Origin of the sequence: Frigoribacterium faeni, from assembly GCF_011761235.1 — a bacterium.
GTDB classification, from domain to species: Bacteria; Actinomycetota; Actinomycetes; order Actinomycetales; family Microbacteriaceae; genus Frigoribacterium; species Frigoribacterium faeni_A.
On sequence record NZ_JAAOYW010000002.1, the window covers coordinates 760,662 to 781,266 of the forward strand.

At 66.9% G+C, this 20,605-nt stretch carries 16 protein-coding genes; 12 read left to right on the forward strand and 4 right to left on the reverse strand.

Annotated features, from left to right (window positions below; translation table 11 throughout):
- The first annotated feature begins 61 nt into the window (after positions 1-61).
- The 4 genes from FHR78_RS10090 (at position 62) to FHR78_RS10105 (ending at position 4,856) form a co-directional block, all read left to right on the forward strand.
- Positions 62-1,594, forward strand: coding sequence for an acyl CoA:acetate/3-ketoacid CoA transferase (locus tag FHR78_RS10090; protein WP_166760359.1), 1,533 nt, complete (start codon positions 62-64; stop codon positions 1,592-1,594).
- A gap of 78 nt (positions 1,595-1,672) precedes the next feature.
- Complete coding sequence (locus FHR78_RS10095) at positions 1,673-3,037, forward strand: MFS transporter (RefSeq protein WP_166760360.1); 1,365 nt, start codon at positions 1,673-1,675, stop codon at positions 3,035-3,037.
- Complete coding sequence (locus tag FHR78_RS10100; RefSeq protein ID WP_166760361.1) at positions 3,034-3,807, forward strand: SDR family NAD(P)-dependent oxidoreductase; 774 nt, start codon at positions 3,034-3,036, stop codon at positions 3,805-3,807. Before FHR78_RS10095 ends, FHR78_RS10100 begins: the two co-directional genes overlap by 4 nt.
- 20 nt (positions 3,808-3,827) lie before the next feature.
- Positions 3,828-4,856, forward strand: coding sequence for a LacI family DNA-binding transcriptional regulator (locus tag FHR78_RS10105; protein WP_166760362.1), 1,029 nt, complete (start codon positions 3,828-3,830; stop codon positions 4,854-4,856).
- On the opposite strand, the gene FHR78_RS10110 is transcribed toward FHR78_RS10105, so the two are convergent.
- Genes FHR78_RS10110 through FHR78_RS10120 form a run of 3 tightly spaced genes read right to left on the reverse strand, consistent with a single transcriptional unit; the run spans position 4,853 to position 7,966 of the window.
- A complete protein-coding gene (locus tag FHR78_RS10110) occupies positions 4,853-5,656 on the reverse strand; it encodes a TIM barrel protein (protein WP_166760363.1) in 804 nt (267 codons plus the stop codon). The genes FHR78_RS10105 and FHR78_RS10110 overlap by 4 nt on opposite strands.
- A gap of 1 nt (position 5,657) precedes the next feature.
- The gene (locus FHR78_RS10115) at positions 5,658-6,809 is read right to left on the reverse strand and encodes a DUF993 family protein (protein ID WP_166760364.1); all 1,152 of its coding nucleotides are present in this window, start codon (positions 6,807-6,809) and stop codon (positions 5,658-5,660) included.
- A gap of 35 nt (positions 6,810-6,844) precedes the next feature.
- A complete protein-coding gene (locus tag FHR78_RS10120) occupies positions 6,845-7,966 on the reverse strand; it encodes a glycerate kinase (protein WP_166760365.1) in 1,122 nt (373 codons plus the stop codon).
- A 77-nt stretch (positions 7,967-8,043) separates the two neighbouring features.
- On the opposite strand from FHR78_RS10120, the gene FHR78_RS10125 reads away from it, so the two are divergent.
- Together FHR78_RS10125 and FHR78_RS10130 are read left to right on the forward strand one after the other, a co-directional pair.
- Positions 8,044-8,493, forward strand: a complete 450-nt coding sequence (locus tag FHR78_RS10125; protein ID WP_166760366.1) for a MaoC/PaaZ C-terminal domain-containing protein — start codon at positions 8,044-8,046, stop codon at positions 8,491-8,493.
- Positions 8,494-8,694: 201 nt separating this feature from the next.
- Positions 8,695-9,288 carry a DUF3592 domain-containing protein gene (locus FHR78_RS10130; RefSeq protein WP_166760367.1) on the forward strand — a complete coding sequence of 198 codons (594 nt, stop codon included), beginning with the start codon at positions 8,695-8,697 and terminating at the stop codon, positions 9,286-9,288.
- Positions 9,289-9,327: 39 nt separating this feature from the next.
- On the opposite strand, the gene FHR78_RS10135 is transcribed toward FHR78_RS10130, so the two are convergent.
- Entirely contained in the window at positions 9,328-9,579 is a 252-nt protein-coding gene (locus tag FHR78_RS10135) for a hypothetical protein (protein WP_166760368.1), read from the reverse strand.
- A gap of 197 nt (positions 9,580-9,776) precedes the next feature.
- On the opposite strand from FHR78_RS10135, the gene FHR78_RS10140 reads away from it, so the two are divergent.
- From FHR78_RS10140 to FHR78_RS10165, 6 genes are all read left to right on the forward strand, one after another.
- Positions 9,777-10,442, forward strand: a complete 666-nt coding sequence (locus FHR78_RS10140) for a nuclease-related domain-containing protein (RefSeq protein ID WP_243862279.1) — start codon at positions 9,777-9,779, stop codon at positions 10,440-10,442.
- A gap of 388 nt (positions 10,443-10,830) precedes the next feature.
- Positions 10,831-11,397: a hypothetical protein gene (locus FHR78_RS10145; RefSeq protein WP_166760370.1), complete on the forward strand. Its 567-nt coding sequence runs from the start codon at positions 10,831-10,833 to the stop codon at positions 11,395-11,397.
- A 757-nt stretch (positions 11,398-12,154) separates the two neighbouring features.
- Positions 12,155-14,275, forward strand: coding sequence for a GmrSD restriction endonuclease domain-containing protein (locus tag FHR78_RS10150; RefSeq protein WP_166760371.1), 2,121 nt, complete (start codon positions 12,155-12,157; stop codon positions 14,273-14,275).
- Positions 14,276-14,576: 301 nt separating this feature from the next.
- Positions 14,577-17,846 (forward strand): helicase-related protein, encoded by a 3,270-nt coding sequence (locus FHR78_RS10155; RefSeq protein WP_166760372.1) that lies wholly within the window; start codon positions 14,577-14,579, stop codon positions 17,844-17,846.
- Positions 17,836-18,504, forward strand: coding sequence for a DUF4391 domain-containing protein (locus FHR78_RS10160; RefSeq protein ID WP_166760373.1), 669 nt, complete (start codon positions 17,836-17,838; stop codon positions 18,502-18,504). Before FHR78_RS10155 ends, FHR78_RS10160 begins: the two co-directional genes overlap by 11 nt.
- 9 nt (positions 18,505-18,513) lie before the next feature.
- Entirely contained in the window at positions 18,514-20,604 is a 2,091-nt protein-coding gene (locus FHR78_RS10165; RefSeq protein ID WP_166760374.1) for a site-specific DNA-methyltransferase, read from the forward strand.
- Position 20,605: the final 1 nt, after the last annotated feature.

The window sequence follows — 20,605 nt, forward strand, 5'->3', positions numbered from 1 at the left end:
GCAGCATCACGGGCAGGTCGACGACGATCTGTCCCAGCAACGTTGGGAGACGTCGACGACCATGCAGATCACGAGTGCGATCGAGGCCGTGTCCGGCATCCAGGCCGGGGACACCGTCGTCATCGGCGGGTCAGGCGGTGGGCACGCCGTGCCGGAGGCCCTCCTGGAGGCGCTCGAGGCCCGGTTCCTCGCCGAGGGCGCCCCCCGCGACCTCACGACCGTCCACCCCGTCGGGCTGGGCGACAAGTCCACGAAGGGCGCGCACCGCCTCCGGCACCCTGGTCTCCTGCGGCGGGTCGTCTGCGGGACGGTGGTCGACGCCCCCGGCATCGCCGACGCGGCGGCCCGAGGCGAGATCGAGCTGTTCTGCCTGCCCCAGGGCTCCCTGTCGCAGCTCATGCGCGAGTCCGCGGCGCGGCGTCCGGGCCTCTTCACCTCGGTCGGCGTCGGCACCTACGTCGACCCCCGCCTCGGCGGCGGCAGCCAGGGCGCACCGGCGTCGGACGCCCCGTCCGCCGCGATCACGATCGACGGCCAGGACCTCATCCACTACGCGCCGGTGGTCGCCCAGGTCGCGTTCCTGCGCGGGACCACGGCCGACGAGCGCGGCAACGTCTCGATGGAGGGCGAGGCGTACTTCGGCGAGATGCTCTCGATGGCGCAGGCCGTCCACAACGCCGGCGGCTCCGTCGTCGTGCAGGTCGCCCGGACGGTCCCCGCCGGGTCCCTGCCGCCGAAGAGCGTCAAGGTGCCCCACTTCCTCGTCGACCTCGTCGTCGTCGAGCCCGACCAGCCCGTCACCTACGCCACGCCCGTCAGCCCGGCGTACGCCGGCCAGGTCCGGGTGCCCCTCGACGACCTCGCGCCGCTGCCGACCGGGCCCCGCGGGCTCATCGCCCGCCGGGCGGCGCGCGAGCTCGTCGCCGGCGCCGTCTGCAACCTCGGGTCGGGCATCTCGACCGGCGTGTCCGTCGCCGCCGCCGAGACGGGGCTCATCGACGAGGTGGTGCTCACCAACGAGCAGGGCCTCGTCGGGGGCCTGCCGATGAGCGGCCTCGACGCCGGCGCCGCCGTGAACTACGACGCCATGCTCGACCAGCCCTACCAGTTCGACTTCTACGACGGCGGCGGCCTCGACATCGCGTTCCTGTCGTTCGCCGAGGTCTCGTCCCGCGGCGACGTCAACATCAGCCGCTTCGGCGGGCGGATCGTCGGGGTGGGCGGCTTCGTCAACATCAGCGAGAGCGCCTCGACCATGGTCTTCAGCGGCACCCTCACCGCGGGCGGCCTCGTGACGTCGTGGGATCGCGACGCCGGGCGCCTCACGATCGTGGAGGAGGGGCGGGCCCGCCGCTTCGTCTCCGAGGTCGAGCAGATCTGCTTCAACGGCGCCCTCGCGGCGCAGCGCGGGCAACGGGTGCGCTTCATCACCGAGCGGGCCGTGTTCGAGGTCCGTCCCGGCGGGCTCGAGCTCGTCGAGGTCGCGCCCGGCATCGACGTCGACCGCGACGTCCGCCCCCAGCTCGGCTTCGACCTCGTCGTGTCGCCCGACCTGGTCCTGATGGACCGCGCGCTCTTCGACTCCTCGTACTGAACCCGCACCTCCTGCACCTCTCGCACCTCCTCCGCACCGCCTCCGCGCTCCTCCCCCTCACGAGACAAGGACGTCCTCATGAACCAGACCACACGCGCCGACGAGCAAGACTTCGACCCCGTCCAGGAGAGGCGCGTGCTCGTCGCCGGGTCCGTCGGGTCCGTCATCGAGTGGTACGACTTCGGCCTGTTCGGCGCCGCCTCGGCGCTCGTCATCGGCCCGCTGTTCTTCTCCAGCGACCTCTCGCCCGCGGCCGCCACGCTGGCGTCGTTCGCGACCTTCGCCGTGGGCTTCTTCGCCCGCCCGGTGGGGGGCCTGCTCATCGGCAACTTCGGCGACCGGTTCGGCCGCAAGCCCGCCCTGATCTTCACGCTCATGCTGATGGGCGTCTCGACGTTCCTCATGGGCTGCCTGCCGACCTACCAGGACGTGGGCCTGCTCGCCCCCGTGCTGCTCGTGCTCCTCCGCCTCGTGCAGGGCGCCGGCGCCGGCGCGGAGCTCGCCGGGACGTTCACGATCATCGTCGAGGCGACCCGGCCGAGCAGACGGGCGTTCAACACCGCCGTCCCCAACGGCGCGACCGCCATCGGCTCCGCGCTCGGCGTCGTCAGCTTCCTCCTGGTCGACGCGATCTTCGCCGAGCAGTTCCTCGTCTGGGCCTGGCGCATCCCGTTCCTCATCAGCATCGTGATCTTCTTCGTGGCGTTCTTCGTCCGCCGCCACATCGAGGAGACGCCCGCGTTCGTGGCCGCCAAGGCTCGTGCCGACGCGAACCCGGTGGCGCGCGTGCCCGCGCTGGCCATGTTCCGGACGCAGTGGAGCGGCCTGCTCATCGGGTTCGGCATCATGGTCGGCCACCAGGCGATGTCCTACGTCACGACCACGTTCGCCCTCTCGTACATCACGACCGACCTCTCGGTCGGCAGCACCGTCGCGCTGTCCGCCTCCCTCACCGCCAGCCTCGTCGGGGCCACCCTCGCCGGCGGGTTCGGGCACCTCGCCGACCGCCTCGGCGCCCCCCGCGTCATCGGCTTCGGGGCGGCGTTCTGCCTGCTCACGGCCTTCCCCGCCTTCGTCCTGCTCGAGACCCGGGCACCGGTGGCCATCGTCTTCGCCCTGCTGCTCAGCTACTCGGTGTCGTTCGGCGCGATGGCCGGCGGCCAGGGCGCGATCCTCACGCGGCTGTTCCCCGCCGACGTGCGCTACACCGGCGTCGCCATGAGCCGCGAGCTGGCCGGCACGCTCATCGGCGGCCCGTCGCCCCTCATCGCCGCCGCGCTCGTCGGCGTGCTCGGCGGGCAGCCGTGGCTGGTGGCCGCGTACCTCGCGCTGTGCTGCACGATCACGCTCGTGTCGCTCCGGGCCGCGAGCCGGCGCTTCCGACGCGAGGACGCCGCGGTCGTCGAGGCCGGCGTCGGCACGACCGGACAGGGCGCCCGATGACGGCCGGGGCCACGGCCGTCGACCCGTTCCGCCTCGACGGCGAGACGGCGCTGCTGACCGGCTCGACCGGAGGGCTCGGCCGGTCGATGGCCCGCGCCCTGGCGGCCGCGGGGGCACGCCTGGCGCTGCACCACCTCCGCGACGACGCCCGGGCCGCGGCCCTGGCCGACGAGCTCAGGGCGAGCGGCGCCGAGGTGCTGGTCGTCGAGGGCGACGTCTCCCTCGAGGCCGACGTCGACCGCGTCTACGCGGAGGTCGCGGCCCGGTTCGGCCGCTGCACGATCCTCGTGAACAACGCCGGGATGATGGACGAGCGGTCCCTCGCCGAGATGACGCTCGCCGACTGGGAGCGCACCATCGCGAGCGACCTCACGGGTCCGATGCTCATGGCGCAGCGCTTCGCGCGCCAGGGCCTCGAGCGCGGGTCGATCATCAGCGTCTCGTCCCAGCTCGCGCTGAAGGGAGCGCCGGACTTCTCGGCCTACACGGCGGCCAAGGCCGGCGTCCTCGGCCTCACCCGGGCGCTCGCCCGCGAGCTGGGACCCGCCATCCGGGTCAACGCCCTCGCGCCCGGCCCGGTCCTGACGCCGCTCATCGCCGACCTCGTCACCTCGCCCGAGTGGGTCGCCGAGCGCACCGTCGGCTCGGTGACGCGGGCGATCGCCACGGCGGACGAGGTGGCGCCCGCCGTCGTGTTCCTCGCCTCTCCCGCGGCCGCCCTGCTGCACGGCCAGACCCTGCACCTCAACGGTGGCGGGGTCATGATGTGACGTCGTAGGCTGGAGCGATAATGACGGTCAGACCCCCGGAACGGCCGCCCACGGTGCGCGACGTGGCCTCCGCGGCGGGCGTCTCGGTCGCCACCGTCTCGCGGGTCCTGTCCGGCTCGCCGAAGCGCGTGGCCGACGAGGCCCGAGACCGGGTCCTCGAGGCCGCCTCCCGTCTCGGCTACAGCGTCAACACCGCGGCCAAGGCCCTCGCGACGGGCCACACGGGCAACGTCGGCATCCTCGTCCCCGACCTCGGCAACCGGCACTTCACGATGATCGTGCGGGCCCTGACCCACGAGGCCCGCGCCTCCGGCTTCCACGTCTTCATCGGCGACTCGGTGGGGTCGGAGGCCGAGGAGGCGGCACTCGCCGGGCAGATGGCGCTGCGGTCCGACGGCCTCGTCCTCTGCAGCCCCCGCGCCTCCTCGACCGCCCTCGCGCCGGTCCTCACGGGCGCGAAGCCCGTCGTCACCGTGAACCGCCGCTTCCGCGACGCCCCCCGCGTCTCGAGCGTCGTGGTGGACGTGCTGCCGGCCACCCGCGACATCGTCGGGTCGATGCTCGAGCTCGGCCACCGGCACTTCGCCTACGTGGGCGCCAGCTCGCGGTCGCGCCAGAACCGGCGACGCTGGACGCTGATCTCCGAGCTGGTCACCTCCGCCGGGGGCACGGTCGTCGAGGAGGGCTTCGACGTCGACCACCCGGACCTCGGCTCGGAGGTCCGGCGGCTCCTCGGGCTCGGCTGCACCGCCCTGGTGGCCGCCAACGACATGGTCGCCGCGGCGATCACCTCGACCCTCACCGAGCTCGGCGTCGCCGTGCCGGAGCAGGTGTCCGTCTCGGGCTGGGACGACACCGCGCTGGCCCGGTGGATCACGCCCCAGCTGACGACCGCGGGCATGCTCGAGGACGAGGTGGCCCGCGCCGCGTGGTCGGCCATGTCGGCGATGCTCGTGGCGCCCGACGAGGTGTCGCACGTCGAGATGAGCTCCAACCCGGTGTTCCGCGACTCCATCGGCCCGGTTCCGACGACGGGGCCGACCCGCTAGATCCCGCGGAGCCCCTCGACGGCTGCCGCCAGGGCCTGCTCGGGCACCCGCGCCCAGGCGTCGCTGAGCACCTCCACCTCGACCAGCCCGTCGTAGCCGGCGGCGTCCAGGTGCCCCAGGAAGCCCGCGAGGTCGATGACGCCATCCCCGGGCATGCCCCGGCTCGAGAGCTCGCCCGAGATGGGCGTCACCCAGTCGGACAGCTGCGCCGACAGGATGCGCGGTCCGGCACGTCGGATGTCCGCCGGCATCCGCTCGTCCCACCACAGGTGGTACGCGTCGACGGCGACGCCCACGTTGTCGGCCCCGACCGCGTCCACCAGGTCGAGCGCCTCGCTCAGGCTCGTGACGGCCGACCGGTCGGCGGCCGTCATCGGGTGCATGGGCTCGACGGCGAGCGCCACCCCGGCCCCGGCGGCGTACGGGGCGAGCCGGGCCACTCCCTCGGCGATCAAGGCACGGGCGGCGTCGAGCCCGACCTCGCGCATGCCGCCGCAGACGAGCACGAGGCACTCGGCGCCGACGGCGTGCGCCTCGTCCACGGCGGCGCGGTTGTCGTCCCACGCCCGGGCGCGGTCCGCCTCGGCGGCGGCGGTGAACATGCCGCCGCGGCACAGCGAGCTGACGTGCAGGCCGGCGTCGGCGGCCGCGCGACCGGCCGCCTCCGCGCCCACGGCCGCGACCACGTCGCGCCAGAGGCCGACGCCGCCGAAGTCGTTCGACGCGGCGGCGGCCACCACCCGGTCGACGTCGAGGCCGCGCACGGTGGCCGAGTTGAGGCTGCAGCGGGTCAGGTCCACGTCACACGATCCCGTGGGCGCGGAGGGCGGCCTCGATGCGGGCGGCCGTGAGGTCGGGGTCGTCGAAGTAGCCCATGCCGTTCGCCGCCCGCACGAGGTCCGCCAGGTGCAGGACGTCGCGGGCGGACTCCATCCCGCCGAGCATGCGGAAGTGCGACTGCCCGCCGGTGAGGTAGGCCAGCCACGCGACCCCGGCCTTGTAGGCCGGGGTGGGAGCCCGGAAGACGACGCGGCTGAGGGCCTGCGTCGGCTCGAGGACGGCCCGGAAGCCCGCCTCGTCCCCGTCGTCGAGCCGCCGCACCGCCTCCGCCGCCCACGGGGCCAGTGCCGCGAAGGCGCCCAGCAGCGCGTGGCTGTGGCGGGTGCCGTCGCCGGCCATCATGTCCGTGTAGTGGAAGTCGTCTCCCGTGAAGACCACGGGCCCGTCTGGGATGCGATCGCGCAGCGCGAGCTCGTGGACGGGGTCGAGCAGCGAGATCTTGACGCCCTTCACGGCCGTCGGGTCCCCGGCGATCAGCTCGACCACGGTGTCGAGGGCCACGGCCGGGTCGGTCGAGCCCCAGTACCCGGTCAGGGCAGGGTCGAAGACGTCGCCGAGCCAGTGCAGGACGACCGGCACGCCGCTCGAGTCGATGAGCTCGCGGTACACCCGGAGGTAGTCGTCCCGCCCCCGGGCCACGCGGACCAGGTGCCGGCTCGCCATGATCACGGGGGTGCCGCCGCACGACACGACGTGCTCGATCTGGCGCAGGTAGGCGCCGGTGATCTCGTCGAGGGTCGGGAGCGGGTCGGTGATCGCGTCCGAGGTCACCCCGACGGCGACGCCCTCGCCGTGCCGGGGGTCCTCGGCGATGGTGCGTGCGGCCAGCTCCATGGCGCGGCCGGCGTCGAGGCCCATGCCGCGCTGCGCGGTGTCCATCGACTCGGCGACGGAGAGCCCCGCGGCCCAGATGTCGTGTCGGAGGGCGAGCGTCGCGTCCCAGTCGATGGCGGCCGGTCCGGTCGACGACGACCGGAGCGGGTCCGCGACGACGTGGCTGGCCGCGTAGACCAGGCGACTGGTCGGCGGCGTCGGGCTGACGGCGGGCCGGGTCGAGGGTGCGAAGTGCAGCCGCTCGAGCTCGCCGGACGGTGTGGGGAGGAGGACGCTCATGGTCTCCGCCTTTCTGGTAACCGGTTTCCTCGATGCTACCCGACACCGGCCCGGAACTGTCGAGCCAGTTGTGCGCCGGCGGAGCGCAGCCACCGGCCGGGGTCCGCCATCGCCGCCTCCGCCCCGCCCGCGAGGCGTGTGAGCTCGGCGGCGGCGCCGAAGCCCTCCGTCGGTGCGGCGATCGAGCCCGCGACGAGCCAGACGGGCACCCCCGCCGCCCGGGCAGCGTCGGTGACGACGCCGGGGACCTTGCCCCAGGCCGACTGCTCGTCGAAGCGCCCCTCCCCCGTGACGACGAGGTCCGCACCGGCGAGCGCGCCCGGCAGGTCGAGCGCCTCCGCGATCATCCGCGCCCCGCCGCCCGGCGACACCCCGAGGGCGGTGAGCGCGAAGCCGACGCCGCCTGCAGCGCCCGCGCCCGGTGCGGACGCCGACGCGTCGGCGGGGCGAGCGCGCCCGACCACCTCGGCCCACTGCCGCAGGTGGGCCTCGGCCTCGGCCCGATCCTCGGCCCGCAGCCCCTTCTGGGCGCCGAACCCGACGACCGCGCCGGTCGGCCCGTGCAGGGGGCTGGTGACGTCGCACACGACGACCGTGCGTGCCGGCAGCGCACGGACGCGGTCGAGGTCCGCGACCGCGACCGCCCCCAGGCCACGCAGGCCGTCGGGGACGGGCCGGCCGTCCGCGTCGAGCAGCACCGCGCCGAGCTCGGCGAGCAAGCCGGACCCGCCGTCCGTCGACGAGCTGCCGCCGACGGCGAGCACGAGGCGCTCGACGCCGGCGTCGAGGGCCGCGCGCACCGCCTGGCCGAAGCCGCGGGTGTGGGCGTCCCACGGCTGCAGCTCCTGCAGCAGGGTGATGCCGCTGGTCGACGCGAGCTCGACGACGCCCGTCCGGCGTCCGGCGTCGTCGACGAAGCTCAGCCAGTGGGCCCGGACCGGCCGGTCGTCGGGCCCGCGGACCTCGACGGGGATCCGTTCCGCCTCGTGGACCGCGGCGAAGGCGTCGAGCGTGCCCTCGCCTCCGTCGGCCAGGGGGAGGCGGCGGACCACGTCGTCGGGACGCTCCTGCCGCCAGCCCGCGGCCAGGGCGTCGCAGACCTCGAGGGCCGACGCCGACCCCTTGAACGAATCCGGGGCGATGACGATGATCGACACGGCGGACCTCCTCATCCATCGGTGGTGCTGCATAATGTAACCGGTTACTCATCGGCGAGGACCGGGACGGAGCAGGCATGGACAGCGGGCTGGCATGGACGGACCTCGAGGTGGGACGGAGCTTCAGGAGCCCCGGCCGCACCGTCACGGAGACGGACGTCGTGATGTTCGCGGGCATGACGGGCGACTACTCGCCCATGCACGTCGACCGCGAGTTCGCCGAGGCGTCGCCCTTCGGCGAGCGCATCGCCCACGGCCTGCTCGGGCTGTCGATCGCCCACGGGCTGATGCTCGGCCGCGAGCTGCTCGGGCGGAACGCCATCGCGTTCCTCGGCCTCTCGGACTGGCGCTTCCGTGCACCGATCCTGCTCGGCGACACCGTGCACGTCGACTTCGAGGTCGTCGAGCTGCGCGTGCGGTCGAAGGACCCGGGGCAGGGCGTGCTCACCTTCGAGGCGGAGCTGCGCAACCAGCGTGACGAGGTGACGCAGAGCGGCCGCAAGGCGATCCTCATGAAGACCGCCTGAGGCGCGACTCGGCGGGGCCGACGTGCCCGCCGTGCCGGCCCGAGGTCGACGCCGTGGGTGGGCGCGGCGTGCTGCGTGCACGACCTGCGGGCCGACCCGGCACACTGGGTCGGCAGGGCGATCGAGGAGGCGGGGGCCGTGGGGGCAGGACGGGTGCGGAGGCGACGGCGCAGGTCGAGGGCGAGGCGACCGCGGAGGCCCGTGACGCTGCGCGAGTGGCTGAGGGTGCTGGTCTGGGTCGTGCCGCTGTTCGGCGGCTTCTCGTTCGGGGTGCTCGGGCTGATCCAGCTGCCCGGAGCCGCGATCGCGGCCGGCGTCTCGCACGAGGTCACGACGTCGGGGGCGAGGACGACCGGGACGATCGTCGAGGTCGTCCGGGCCAGCGAGCCGACCGCGAGCCGCTACGGCGGCGGCCGGACGGTCTGGTACCCCGTCACCGAGCAGGACCTCGCGGGTGACGCGGCCACGAAGAAGTGGCGGGCCTACACGCTGAGGGACGAGGGGGCGTGGACGGTGGGCGACGAGCTGCCCGTCCGCTACGACCCCGCCGACCCGAGCAGGATGGCCATCGACACCGACGCGGCCCGGGCGCTGGTCGACCGCCGCGTCGACGTGTACACGCGGCTGCTCGTGCTCGGAGTGGCGCTCTTCGCCGTCGGGGTCGCCGCCGAGGCGGCGCGTCGGCGGTGGCTGCCCACCGACGAGGACGCCCGGCGCCGTCGGCGAGGGGCGGCGAGCCGGGCGGCCCGGGAGCGGCGCCGCTTCGCGGAGCGCGTGGGCTCACCGCGGGGGTGACCCCGGTCTCGGCCGACGCCGTGCCCCAGGGCACCGCTGTCAGCGGCGCGAGCTCCGCTCGTCCCGCTGCATCCGCCGCCGGGCACGGACTGCGACGCCGATCGTGAAGCCCGCGAGCAGCAGCGCCATGCCGTCGCCCACGTACGGCGCGACCGTGTCTCGCAGGTCGGTGAACCAGAACAACGCCAGGAGGACCGCCGAGCCGGCGAACAGCACGAGGCCGATGGTCCCGATCACAGGGTTCTTGAGCTCGCGGCGCATGGCCCGTCCGAGGCTCATCTCGTTCGTCATGACGTTCCCCTCTCGTCAGTTCGTCGCTCTCGGTGTCCCGAGCGGCACAGCCGCGCGGCGGAACGACCCCCTTTCGGGGCACACGCCCACGCTCGCACAGACCCCGTGAGCAGACAAGTCGTTCTCGCAGGACGGGCTCCCCTGCGCCGTGGACTGGGGCTGTCGCCCGGTCCGGCCGACCTGGCTGGATGGCTCCCATGGGGACGAACGACACCACCGGCGCCGGCGCCTCCGCGCGGCGGGAGTACGAGCGACGGCGAGCACGTGACGAGGCGGGGATCCGCGCGACGTGGGGCGAGGGCAGGCTCGGCACCCTCGCGGTGACGCTCTCGGGAGAGCGGCAGAGCACCGTCGCGTGGCGGTCGGGTGCCGTGGGAGAAGCGGCCGTCGGTCGTGCCCTCGACGCGATCGCCTCCGAGCACCTGGTCGTGCTGCACGATCGCCGCATCCGTGGCACCCGGGGCACCCGGGGCAACATAGACCACGTCGTCATCACCCGTGCGGGTGTCTGGATCGTCGACGCCAAGCGCTACCGCGACAAGCGGCCCGCCCTCCGCGTCGAGGGCGGTCTCGTGCGTCCGCGGGAGGAGAAGCTCATCGTCGGAGGCAGCGACCATACGAAGCTCGTCGACGGCGTGCTCCGCCAGGTGCAGCTCGTGAGCGACCTCGTCGGCCCGGTGCCCGTCGTCGGCACGCTCTGCTTCGTCGACGCCGACTGGCCGATGTTCGGCGGCGCGTTCACCGTCCGTGGCGTCGAGGTCTGCTGGCCGAGGAAGCTCGCGAAGCGGCTCGCCGCCCTCGACGGGCAGGTCGACGTCGCTGCGGTCGCGGTCGCCGTCGCGGAGCACTTCCCGCCCGCGTGACCGCCGGGACCTACCTGCCGCGCTCTGTGGCGACATCTCCGCCGTTGTTGTCACTTAAGACGAAGAAGTGGCAGCAACGGCCCGTTCTTCGAGCAGGAGGCGGCAGCCACGAACCGCCACCCAGGGGCAGTTCGACAACAGAAAAGCCCCGGAGCCCCCATGAATAAGGGGATCTCGAGGCTTTGTTTCTGGCCGTACCGATGGAATTTGAGCCCACTGTACGTCAACCGCCACCGCGTCTCGTTGCTCGACTTCCGCGGCAACAAGGGCCCGGGAGCCCCACCTAGTCACGGGTGTGAACAGTTCAAATCGTGTGCGAAGCGGGTTGCTCGCCGGCTTTCTAGAAGTTCCTTCAGAACGTATCTCGCAGCTGCACGGAGTCGCCAGAGTGCTTCGCGACCTGGAGGCCGACACTGAGTATCTTCTCGACGGTCTTTTAGCGTTCGCCCGCAGCCTCGAGCCGGTGCGACGACCCTTTTCCGGCGACCCAAGCAGGGCCTTCCTCGTATCTTCAGGCGCCTTTACTGAGCAAGAACTGGCCGAGGCTGATGCCTCAGTTGCACGCGGCTCGCTAGAACTGAGCGCCATGGAGTGGTGGCTGACCGCCGCAGCGGAGACGCCCTCCCTGAAAGACGCGGCCGCATTCCTCCACCTCACAATGGACGAGATTGAGTTGGCCATTCGCGAGGACCGGTTGATGTCCGTCGACATAGCCGGCGAATGGCGAGTTCCGATTTGGCAATTCAACACGCGACCCGTGGGCCGCACACTGCCGCATCTCGAATTCATCATCCCGCTACTCCGGGATTGGGACTGGAGGACGGCGGGCCGATTCTTCGCGACCCGCCAGGAAGACCTTCTGGGGTTTGGGTGCGAGACCCCAGCATCTTGGCTTGAAGACGGCGGTGATGCGAAAGAGGTCAGGTCGCTCATCAAGCACTCACATCGCTGCTAATGCCGCGGGCGGGACGCCGGCGCACGAAGGAACTGTTACATAGTTGCTCCCCGAACGCCGCTGCGATGCGGCGAATAAGCGGCTACAGGCTATTGAGCGAGATGAGCGAAGTGTTTGAGTTGGCGGCGAGTGCATCACGGACAGGCTCGGCTGTGAACCACCCGAGCAATGACTGGAAAGCCAGGGAAGCAACTACACCTTTGATACGCCGCCACCTTGATCTCGTTGTCGGCCGCATGCACCTAAGCCGGGCTGTCAACGACCGCGCCCTCCACGCTAACGCTGCGTGACAGTCGAGCGGGTCGCGGCCTTGCGGGCTTTAGCTGCCCCTCGGGTCATAGAAGACCACGTCGGGCCCGAAGACTGACTTCCGCTAGTTCCCGCGGGCGTCGCGGTTGACGCTCGGCCAGTACCGGACACGCTGCACACGGGTTCGATATAGCCACCGGCCCAAGACCCTTCGGCGCACGAAATAGTGGACCACGAGGGTGCCCCATCCGATCCACACGACCGCGGCGGGGACCGACCCCGTGGACCCGGCAACCATGATGAAGAACGCGATCCCCAAGTGGACGGGGAGACCGAGCCACCAGAGCATTGTGACGAATCGGAATGTGGGTCGAGCGTACGGCGGTTCTCCGACACGGGAGTAGCTCTCTAGGCCATTGGATGAGCGGCTAACGGCCACCGTGGCGGCGTCCCTTAGTGTGAGGAACGATCAGGCTCGTCTGCTCACGACGCTGTAAGGGATTTTTCGATGCTCACTCAGGTCACCTCGCCGCAGGAAGTCTTCGTCAATCCGCAGCGGCTCGTCGTGCCGCTTTTTCAACGCCCGTACGTCTGGTCTCGAGAAGACCAGTGGGAGCCACTTTGGAGCGACATCACCCGCCTTGTCGAAACAATTCAGAGTGGTGACGGGCAGGCCACACACTTCCTCGGCGCCGTCGTCCTTCAAGGTCAAGCCACACCCCTTGGGGGCCTCACCCAGTACACCGTCATTGACGGTCAGCAGCGGTTGACGACTCTCCAGATCCTTTTAGACGCCCTTCACGCCCAGCTCGAGACACGGCAGATGACGGGCCTAGCGGGGCAGGTTGTGACCTTGGTCGAGAATCCGGAATCGTTCCGGCGGGGACCAGACGATCGATTCAAAGTGTGGCCAACAAATCGCGACCGGACAGTTTTTGCTGCCGCCATGTCGGCGCCTACGCCGATCGACTACAGCTTGCTGCCGGCGGGCCGGTTGACGCAGGCGCACAACTACTTTTCGACCACTATCGGTGATTGGCTCGATGAGGACCCGGCTTTGACGCAGATGCGGGCAACGGTGCTGGTCCCGACCATCACGACCCGGCTCCAGATCGTGTCAATTCAGCTGCTGGCCAACGAAGACGCTCAGGAGATCTTCGAGACGCTCAACGCGCGGGGTACCCCGTTGACCGCCGCCGATCTGATCAAGAACTTTGTCTTCCAGCGCTTTGACGGCGACGAGACCGCAACCGAGCGTGCCTACCAGGAGTACTGGTCCGATTTCGAGACGCCATTCTGGGAAGAAGAAGTCACCGCCGGCCGCATCCGCTATGCCCGAAGCGCCCTGTTCCTTACCCAATGGTTGACAGCTCGCACGTTGAAGGAAATCCCTGCCCGAGAGGTATTCACCCAGTTCAAGAGGTATGTGGCCGAATCCGGCATCGACATTCTCGAGCTTCTTCGAACGCTGCGGGCGGCTGCCGATCGGTATCGGAACTTCACGGAAGCGGCCGCCTCGCGTGACGGCGCCCTCGGCCGGCTCGATCTGTTCGTCTACCGGATGAGCACCCTCGACTCCGAAATTGCCAAACCACTTCTGATCTGGCTTGGAGAACCGGAACAAGCGAGGATCGAACTTGCGGAGCAAGAAAAGCTGTTGGACGTCCTGGAATCCTGGTTCGTCCGTCGCGCCCTCGTCCGAGCTCAACAGCAAGGCGCGAATCGACTCCTGCTCGACCTCCTTATCGCTCTGACGAGACGAGCTGTCGGTGTTCGGCTCGGGCCGGCCAGTGAGGCGTTCTTCACCGCCCAAAGTTCTGGCGTCGGTTACTGGCCAGGTGATGCTGAAGTGCGTCGGGAACTGTCCGACTTCCCGGCCTACAAGCGCTTCCGGAAGGCCCGACTTCGCATGGTTCTGGAAGCCATCGAGGACAGGTATCGAGGTTTCCAGGACGGCCGGTCGTTCTCAGTGTCGCCAGTCCCCCGCGGTGTCTGCACGATTGAGCACATCATGCCCCAGGAGTGGCGCGCCAACTGGAACACAACCCCTGGGGAAACGGACGAGGCCGCCCGCGATCTCTTCCTTCAGACGTTTGGCAACCTGACCCTGGTGACGCAAAGCCTCAATGCGCGGCTTTCCAACGCCGCATGGCCTGGGGAGAACGGTAAGCGTGCCGCGCTGATCCGACATGACACTCTCTTGCTGACGCGCGACGTCGTTCACGAGCACCCCGAGGCCTGGACCGGAACCGACATCCGCGATCGAACCGACGACCTTCTGGACGCAATTTTGTCGATCTGGCCAGTCCCGGAAGGTCACCTGGGCGCCAACGATGCAGTGGTGGAACGAGCTCAGTACCGAACTGACGTCGTCGACCTCGTACGATCCGGCGCCGTGATCGCTGGAACCACCCTCTACGCCAAGCCCGCGGCCCACCGCGGCCACATCGCCACAATCAACTCGGACGGCACCCTGCTTGTGGACGGTAACAACTACGCGACCCTCAGCGGGGCGGCCCGCTTCCTACAAGGCGGTGGAGCGGTTGCCGGCTGGACCTTCTGGTGCGTCGATCCCGGCTGCACCCGCACTATGGCGGACATTCGTGCCGCGGCAGCGGCCGGTGCCTAATGAGCGCTCACGGTCCACGACCGCCAACAAGAACGGGCCCCACTCACTGCCGGCGTCGCCCCTTGAAAATCGCGGCGCTACGTTCATTGCTTTCTCCTCGTCGATCTCGCACCCATGAGCGGGGCGACAATGCGCAGCTCCCGCGCGACCCGGAGCGACGAACCATGGTGACGGGTGTCCCACGTTGGGCCGCCTTCGGTCGCAATATGATCAAGCGAAAGGCGGACCTGGCATTCGCCCTTGCTGAACAGGTCCGACGCGCCGGTCTCGACTCGGCAACGCTTATCCGGGGGTGGGACCGATGCGCATTATCGACAACGTCAACGAACTCTTAGGTGACGACTTCAAAGCAGAGGCCCATTCAGGATCGAAGGTCCGAATCGCCGCGTCGACGTTCTCCATCTTCGCGTTCGAAGCGCTCCGCGAGGAGCTTGAGCAGGTAGAAGAGCTCCAGTTCATCTTCACCTCGCCCTCGTTTGTGACCGCTAAAGCAACGGACCGCCTGACTAAAGAGCAGCGACAGTTCTTCATTCCGGCGGGAGCAGGCACTGAGTCTGCTCTTTACGGATCGGAATTCGAGATACGACTGCGCAACAAACTCACCCAGCGGGCGATCGCGAGAGAGTGCGCCGATTGGCTCCGCCGAAAGGTTCAATTTCGGTCCAATCAGACCGGCGCGCCGATGCAGCAATTCGCGGCAGTCGACTACCGAGTGGCATACCAACCCATCCAAGGCTTCACCGCAGCCGATCTCGGCTACGAACGCGGAAATGCAGTGTCCAACATCGTCACCAAGCTCGACGACCCGTCGATGGCCTCTCAGTACGTCGCACTTTTTGATCAAATCTGGAACAACGCAAACCAGCTCGAGGACGTCACCGAGGCCGTCTACGACCACATCGCCAGCGTCTACGAAGAAAACTCTCCCGCCAGAATTTACTTCTTGATTCTCTACAACCTCTTCTCCGATTTCCTCGAGGACATCAGCGAGGACGTCCTCCCAAATGACCGCACCGGGTACCAGGAAACCCAGGTATGGCAGAGCCTCTACAACTTCCAGCGCGACGCCGCGACGGGGATCATCAACAAGCTCGAGACCTACAACGGTTGCGTTCTGGCCGACAGTGTGGGACTTGGGAAGACATTTACGGCGTTGGCCGTCATCAAGTATTACGAACTCCGCAACAAGTCCGTCCTTGTCCTCGCACCCAAGAAGCTCGCTGAGAACTGGACAAACTACAACGCCAATCTGACGACCAATATCTTCGCCCGCGACCGATTCAGCTACGACGTTCTTGCTCACACCGACCTCACCAGAACTCGAGGTGAATCTCTCGGTCTGCGGCTGGATCGGGTGAACTGGGGAAACTACGACCTCGTCGTCATCGACGAGTCGCACAATTTTCGGAATGCCGACTACGCCGAAGAGAAAGAGTCGCGCTACCAGCGACTCATGCGTCAAGTGATGCAGGAAGGGGTAAAAACCAAAGTCCTGATGCTGTCCGCTACGCCGGTCAACAACCGCTTCAACGACCTTAAGAATCAGCTTCAACTCGCATACGAGGGCGAGTCAGACAACCTCGGCAAGCACCTAAACCTCTCGGCGTCAGTCGAAACAGTCTTCAGCGACGCGCAAAGAGTATTCAACGAGTGGTCCAAGCTTGCGCCGGAAGATCGGACATCCGAACGCATTCTCAACATGCTCGACTTCGATTTTTTCGCACTGCTCGATGCAGTGACCATCGCGAGGTCGCGGAAACACATCGAGGCGTTTTACGACACGACTGAAATCGGCGGCTTTCCCGAGCGTCGGCAGCCCATCTCCATCCGCGAGCCTCTCTCCGACCTGCCCGGCACTCCGACCTACAACGAGATATTCGATCAACTCCAGGCACTCAATCTCGCCGTTTACACCCCCATGGCTTATGTCTTCCCAAGCCGGCTGAGCAAGTACGAAGACTTGTACAACGTCAAAGGGGGTACCGCCCGCTCCAACCTGGGCCAGCGGGGCCGTGAGCAAGGGCTCAAACAGCTCATGACCGTTAATCTGCCTAAACGACTTGAGAGCTCAGTCGAGGCCTTCCGACTCACAGTGGCAAGAATCGAGAGCGCTGTACACGACACCCTTGGTCGTCTCGAATCTCGAACGGGATCGCTGAGCGATCTCGAGATAGACCTTGCCGGCGTCGAAATGGACGAAGAGGATGAGCAGAACGCTGAAGCACTGACCTTCGGCACCAAAATTAAGATCGATTTAGAAGACATCGACGTCGAGTCGTGGCAGCGCGACCTATGGAACGACCGCGAGACGCTGCGCGAGCTCCTTGACGAGATGCATAAAATCACACCCGACCATGACCTCAAGCTGCAACGGCTCATACGGATCCTCAGCGAGAAGGCTGCGCATCCCTTCAATCCTGGGAACCGCAAGGCGCTAGTCTTTTCGGCCTTCGCCGACACAGCCGAATATCTCTATCGAGAGCTCACGCCGGTTCTCGCCGGCGCCGACTTGCAGTCGGCGTTGATCACGGGTGGGGCACATAGCGCCAAGACAAGTATCGGACAGGGCTTTGACTTCCAGCAGGTGATGTCGATGTTCTCCCCCAGGTCAAAACAGCGGCACCTGACGATGCCCACGGAAACTCGCGAGCTAGACGTACTCATTGGTACCGACGTCATCAGCGAGGGCCAAAACCTTCAAGACTGCGACTACCTCGTCAACTACGACATTCACTGGAATCCGGTCCGGATCATCCAACGCTTTGGGCGCATCGACCGAATCGGTTCCGTCAACGAACAAATTCAACTCGTCAACTTCTGGCCCGATATTTCCCTCGACGAGTACATCAATCTCAAGGAACGCGTCGAAAATCGCATGGTCATCGCTGATCTCGCCGGCACCGCCGATGACAACGTCCTTACCCTCGAGGACAGCGACGCGGCTTTCCGCAAAGAACAGCTTCGAAAGCTTCAGGACGAGGTCATCGAACTCGAGGACGTCAGAACAGGCATCTCCATCACCGACCTCGGATTGAACGACTTCCGAATGGACCTGCTTGCGTACACGAAGGAGCACGATGACCTCGCAACCTCGCCGAAAGGTCTTCATGCTGTCGTGCCGGCAGACCCAGCCAAGGGCCTTCAACCAGGAGTGATCTTCGCGCTGCGAAACGTCAATGCGGACGAAACCATCAACCGCGGCAATCGACTTCACCCCTACTACCTGGTCTACCTCGATGAATTCGGGAACGTCGTCGCCGACCATACTGAGGTCAAACGTCTCCTCGACCTCATCCGCACCGGCTCGCGTCCCTACGACCAACCAGTCTTGGAAGTGGTAGAGGCCTTCAACCGCGCCACTAACAACGGCGCGGACATGAGCAAATACTCCGATCTACTGACTGACGCTATCCATTCTATGATCGACGTCACGGAGGAACGAGATATCGACAGTCTCTTCACCCCCGGCCGTACCACCGCGCTGGCTCAAGCCATTGCTGGCCTGGATGACTTCGAGTTGATCGCTTTCATTGCCGTCGTGGCCCCCGCGAGTGCCGCACGTGACGACTGAGACGGTCAGCGATGCGCTCTATCGGTGGCCGGTTGCCGCCAGGTTTGGCACCCGCGTTCCTAAGGAAAAATTCTACGAACACGGCTCCATCACCACCCTCGTCCGACAGCGGTTCGTTGCCGAAGTTCGCCGCATCACCTGGAGCTACAAGCTCGCCGAAACCACCATCCATCTCCCCGGGACCGACATGGTCCCGGAGATTCAGGTCTTCAGCCTCGAGACAAAGGGCACTGACGTCAGCAATGACGTGCTAGCGGCGATCGATAAGTCGGTTCACTTCCCCGTCATTTTTGAGGTGGTAAGGGGCGACGCGGTACGCACGACCGCGGCGCACAAGGTGCTTGGGGCAAGCGCGCCAAAGATCGGCACATATTTCACGACCGGCTGGCTTTCCACGGCCTCTGAGCGTGCGCCCTTGCCCACCGCCATCGACCTACACGCCCTTTACGAGGCCCTTGTGGCCTCGCTGCTGCCGGGCCCGACGCGGCGCGGCGAGTCGGTGTCTGAAGCCTGCGACAGAATGGATCGAGCAAAGAAGCTCGAACGCGAGATCGCAGCCCTGGACCGCAAGCTCCGCACTGAGCCCCAGCTCAACCGGAAGGTCGAGCTGCGCCGAGAGCTACGGGATCGCAAGGCCGCCCTCGCGGCCTTGGATTGAGAGGAAAAGATGACGAAGCCGGACAAGCTGGAGTTGCAGTCAGCTGACGTGACACGCAAAAACGTCGAAGCGCTGGCTGCACTATTCCCGCACATCGTCACCGAGGGGTTGGACGACGACGGCAAGCTCGTTCATCAAATCGATCTTGAGGCGCTCCAGCAGGAACTCAGCGACTACACCGTCGGGGGCAAGGAGCTCTACCAGATCGACTGGCCGGGCAAACTCGCCGCCGAATTCGCCTCGAATGCACCCATCGGCAAGACCCTGAGGCCTAACCGCGCTGACTCAGTAGCCTTCGACACCACTAAGAACCTTCTTGTCGAGGGAGACAATCTCGAAGCGCTGAAGCTGCTCCAGGAGTCATTCCTCGGCAAGGTTCGTCTCATTTACATCGACCCGCCTTACAACACCGGAGGGGACCTCGTCTACCGAGACGATTTCTCATCCTCTAAGCAGGAATATCTCTGGCAGTCGCGCCAAGTGAACGAAGTTGGCGAAAAGCTCGCGTCGAACACCGAGTCGAACGGGCGGTTCCACTCTGACTGGCTGAGCATGATCTACCCGCGACTCCGGCTGGCCAAGCGGTTCCTTGCCCAAGACGGTGTGATCCTGGTCAGCATCGACGATGCTGAGCAGGCGTCGCTCCGCCGAGTCATGGATGAAGTCTTCGGCGAACAAAACTTTGTTGCTCAGCTCGTGTGGGAGAAGGGGCGCAAAAACGATGCGAAGTTTTTCTCAATCGGGCATGAATACGTTCTGGTGTACGCAAAGTCGAAATCTTTCCTTCGAGAACAGAACGTATCTTGGCGCGAGGAAAAGCCAGGGGCTCGCGAGGTCTGGGAGGAGTATCTGCTGCTCCGAGAAGCTCATGGCGCCGATGACGAGGCCATCGAGCATGCCCTTACAAGCTGGTACAAGAACCTCCCGAAAAGCCATCCGGCGAAGAAACTTGCTCGCACACGACACGTCGATGCGAACGGGCCGTGGCGTGACGACAACATTTCCTGGCCAGGGGGCGGCGGACCGCACTATGACCTACGTCACCCTGTCACGGGGCAGGCGTGCGCGGTTCCTGAAGCTGGATGGCGCTATGGCGAGGATGAGATGAAGCGGCGTATCGCACTGGGCCTCATTGTGTTCCGTGACGATCACACCTTGCCACCGTTTCGAAAATCTCATCTTCGGCCGGTCGCAGGTGAAGTTAACGATGTCGACGACGGTGCTGATGAAGAGAGTGGGGATGACACCGGACTTGCCGTTCAAGTCAGAGGAAGCTACTTCTACAAGCAATCTCAGGTGTCCGTTCGGCACCTTCGCAACCTCATGGGCGCACAGGTATTCAACAACCCCAAAGACCACGAGGTGCTGTCGCGCCTGTTTGAGTACGTCCTGGGCGGCAAGGGCGGAATCGTCATGGACTTCTTCGCCGGGTCCGGCACGACCGCCGAAGCCGTCTTCGAGCTTTGTGCTCGCACAGGGCTCAACTGCTCGGTGATCCTGGTGCAGCTCCCCGAATTACTGGAAGACAACTTCAAGGCGGCCACCGGCTCAGCTAAGACAACTATCCAGAACGCCATCAAGCTGCTTGAGGATCTCGACAAGCCGCTCACCATCGCCGAGCTGACGAAACTCCGTGTCCAGAGGGCCGGCGCTCAGGTCTTGGCGAAACGCCAGGCTTCGGACTGGAACGGTGACGTCGGCTTCCGCGCCTTCACCGTCGATACGACGAATAAGGCCATCGTTGAGACCTCGCCGGAGGCGACCGAACAGCAGCAGCTCGCCGGACTCATCGACACCTTCAAGTCAGAACGCAGCAGCATAGATATCCTCTTCGAGGCGTTGCTCGACTCCGGCTTGGACGTGACCTCCTCCGTCGCTTCGGAAACAGTTGGCAAGCACGAAGTCCTCGATTTCGATGACGGGTTCATGCTCGCTTGTCTAGACGACGAGATCGACGATGAGGTAGTCCGCGCAATCGCGATGCGGAAGCCTGCGACGGCAATCTTTAAGGACAGTGGCTTCGGCAACGACGACGAACGAATCAATGCCATGCAAGTGTTTGCCCTGCTCGCGCCGGACGCCGTGGTGAAGGTCCTCTAGC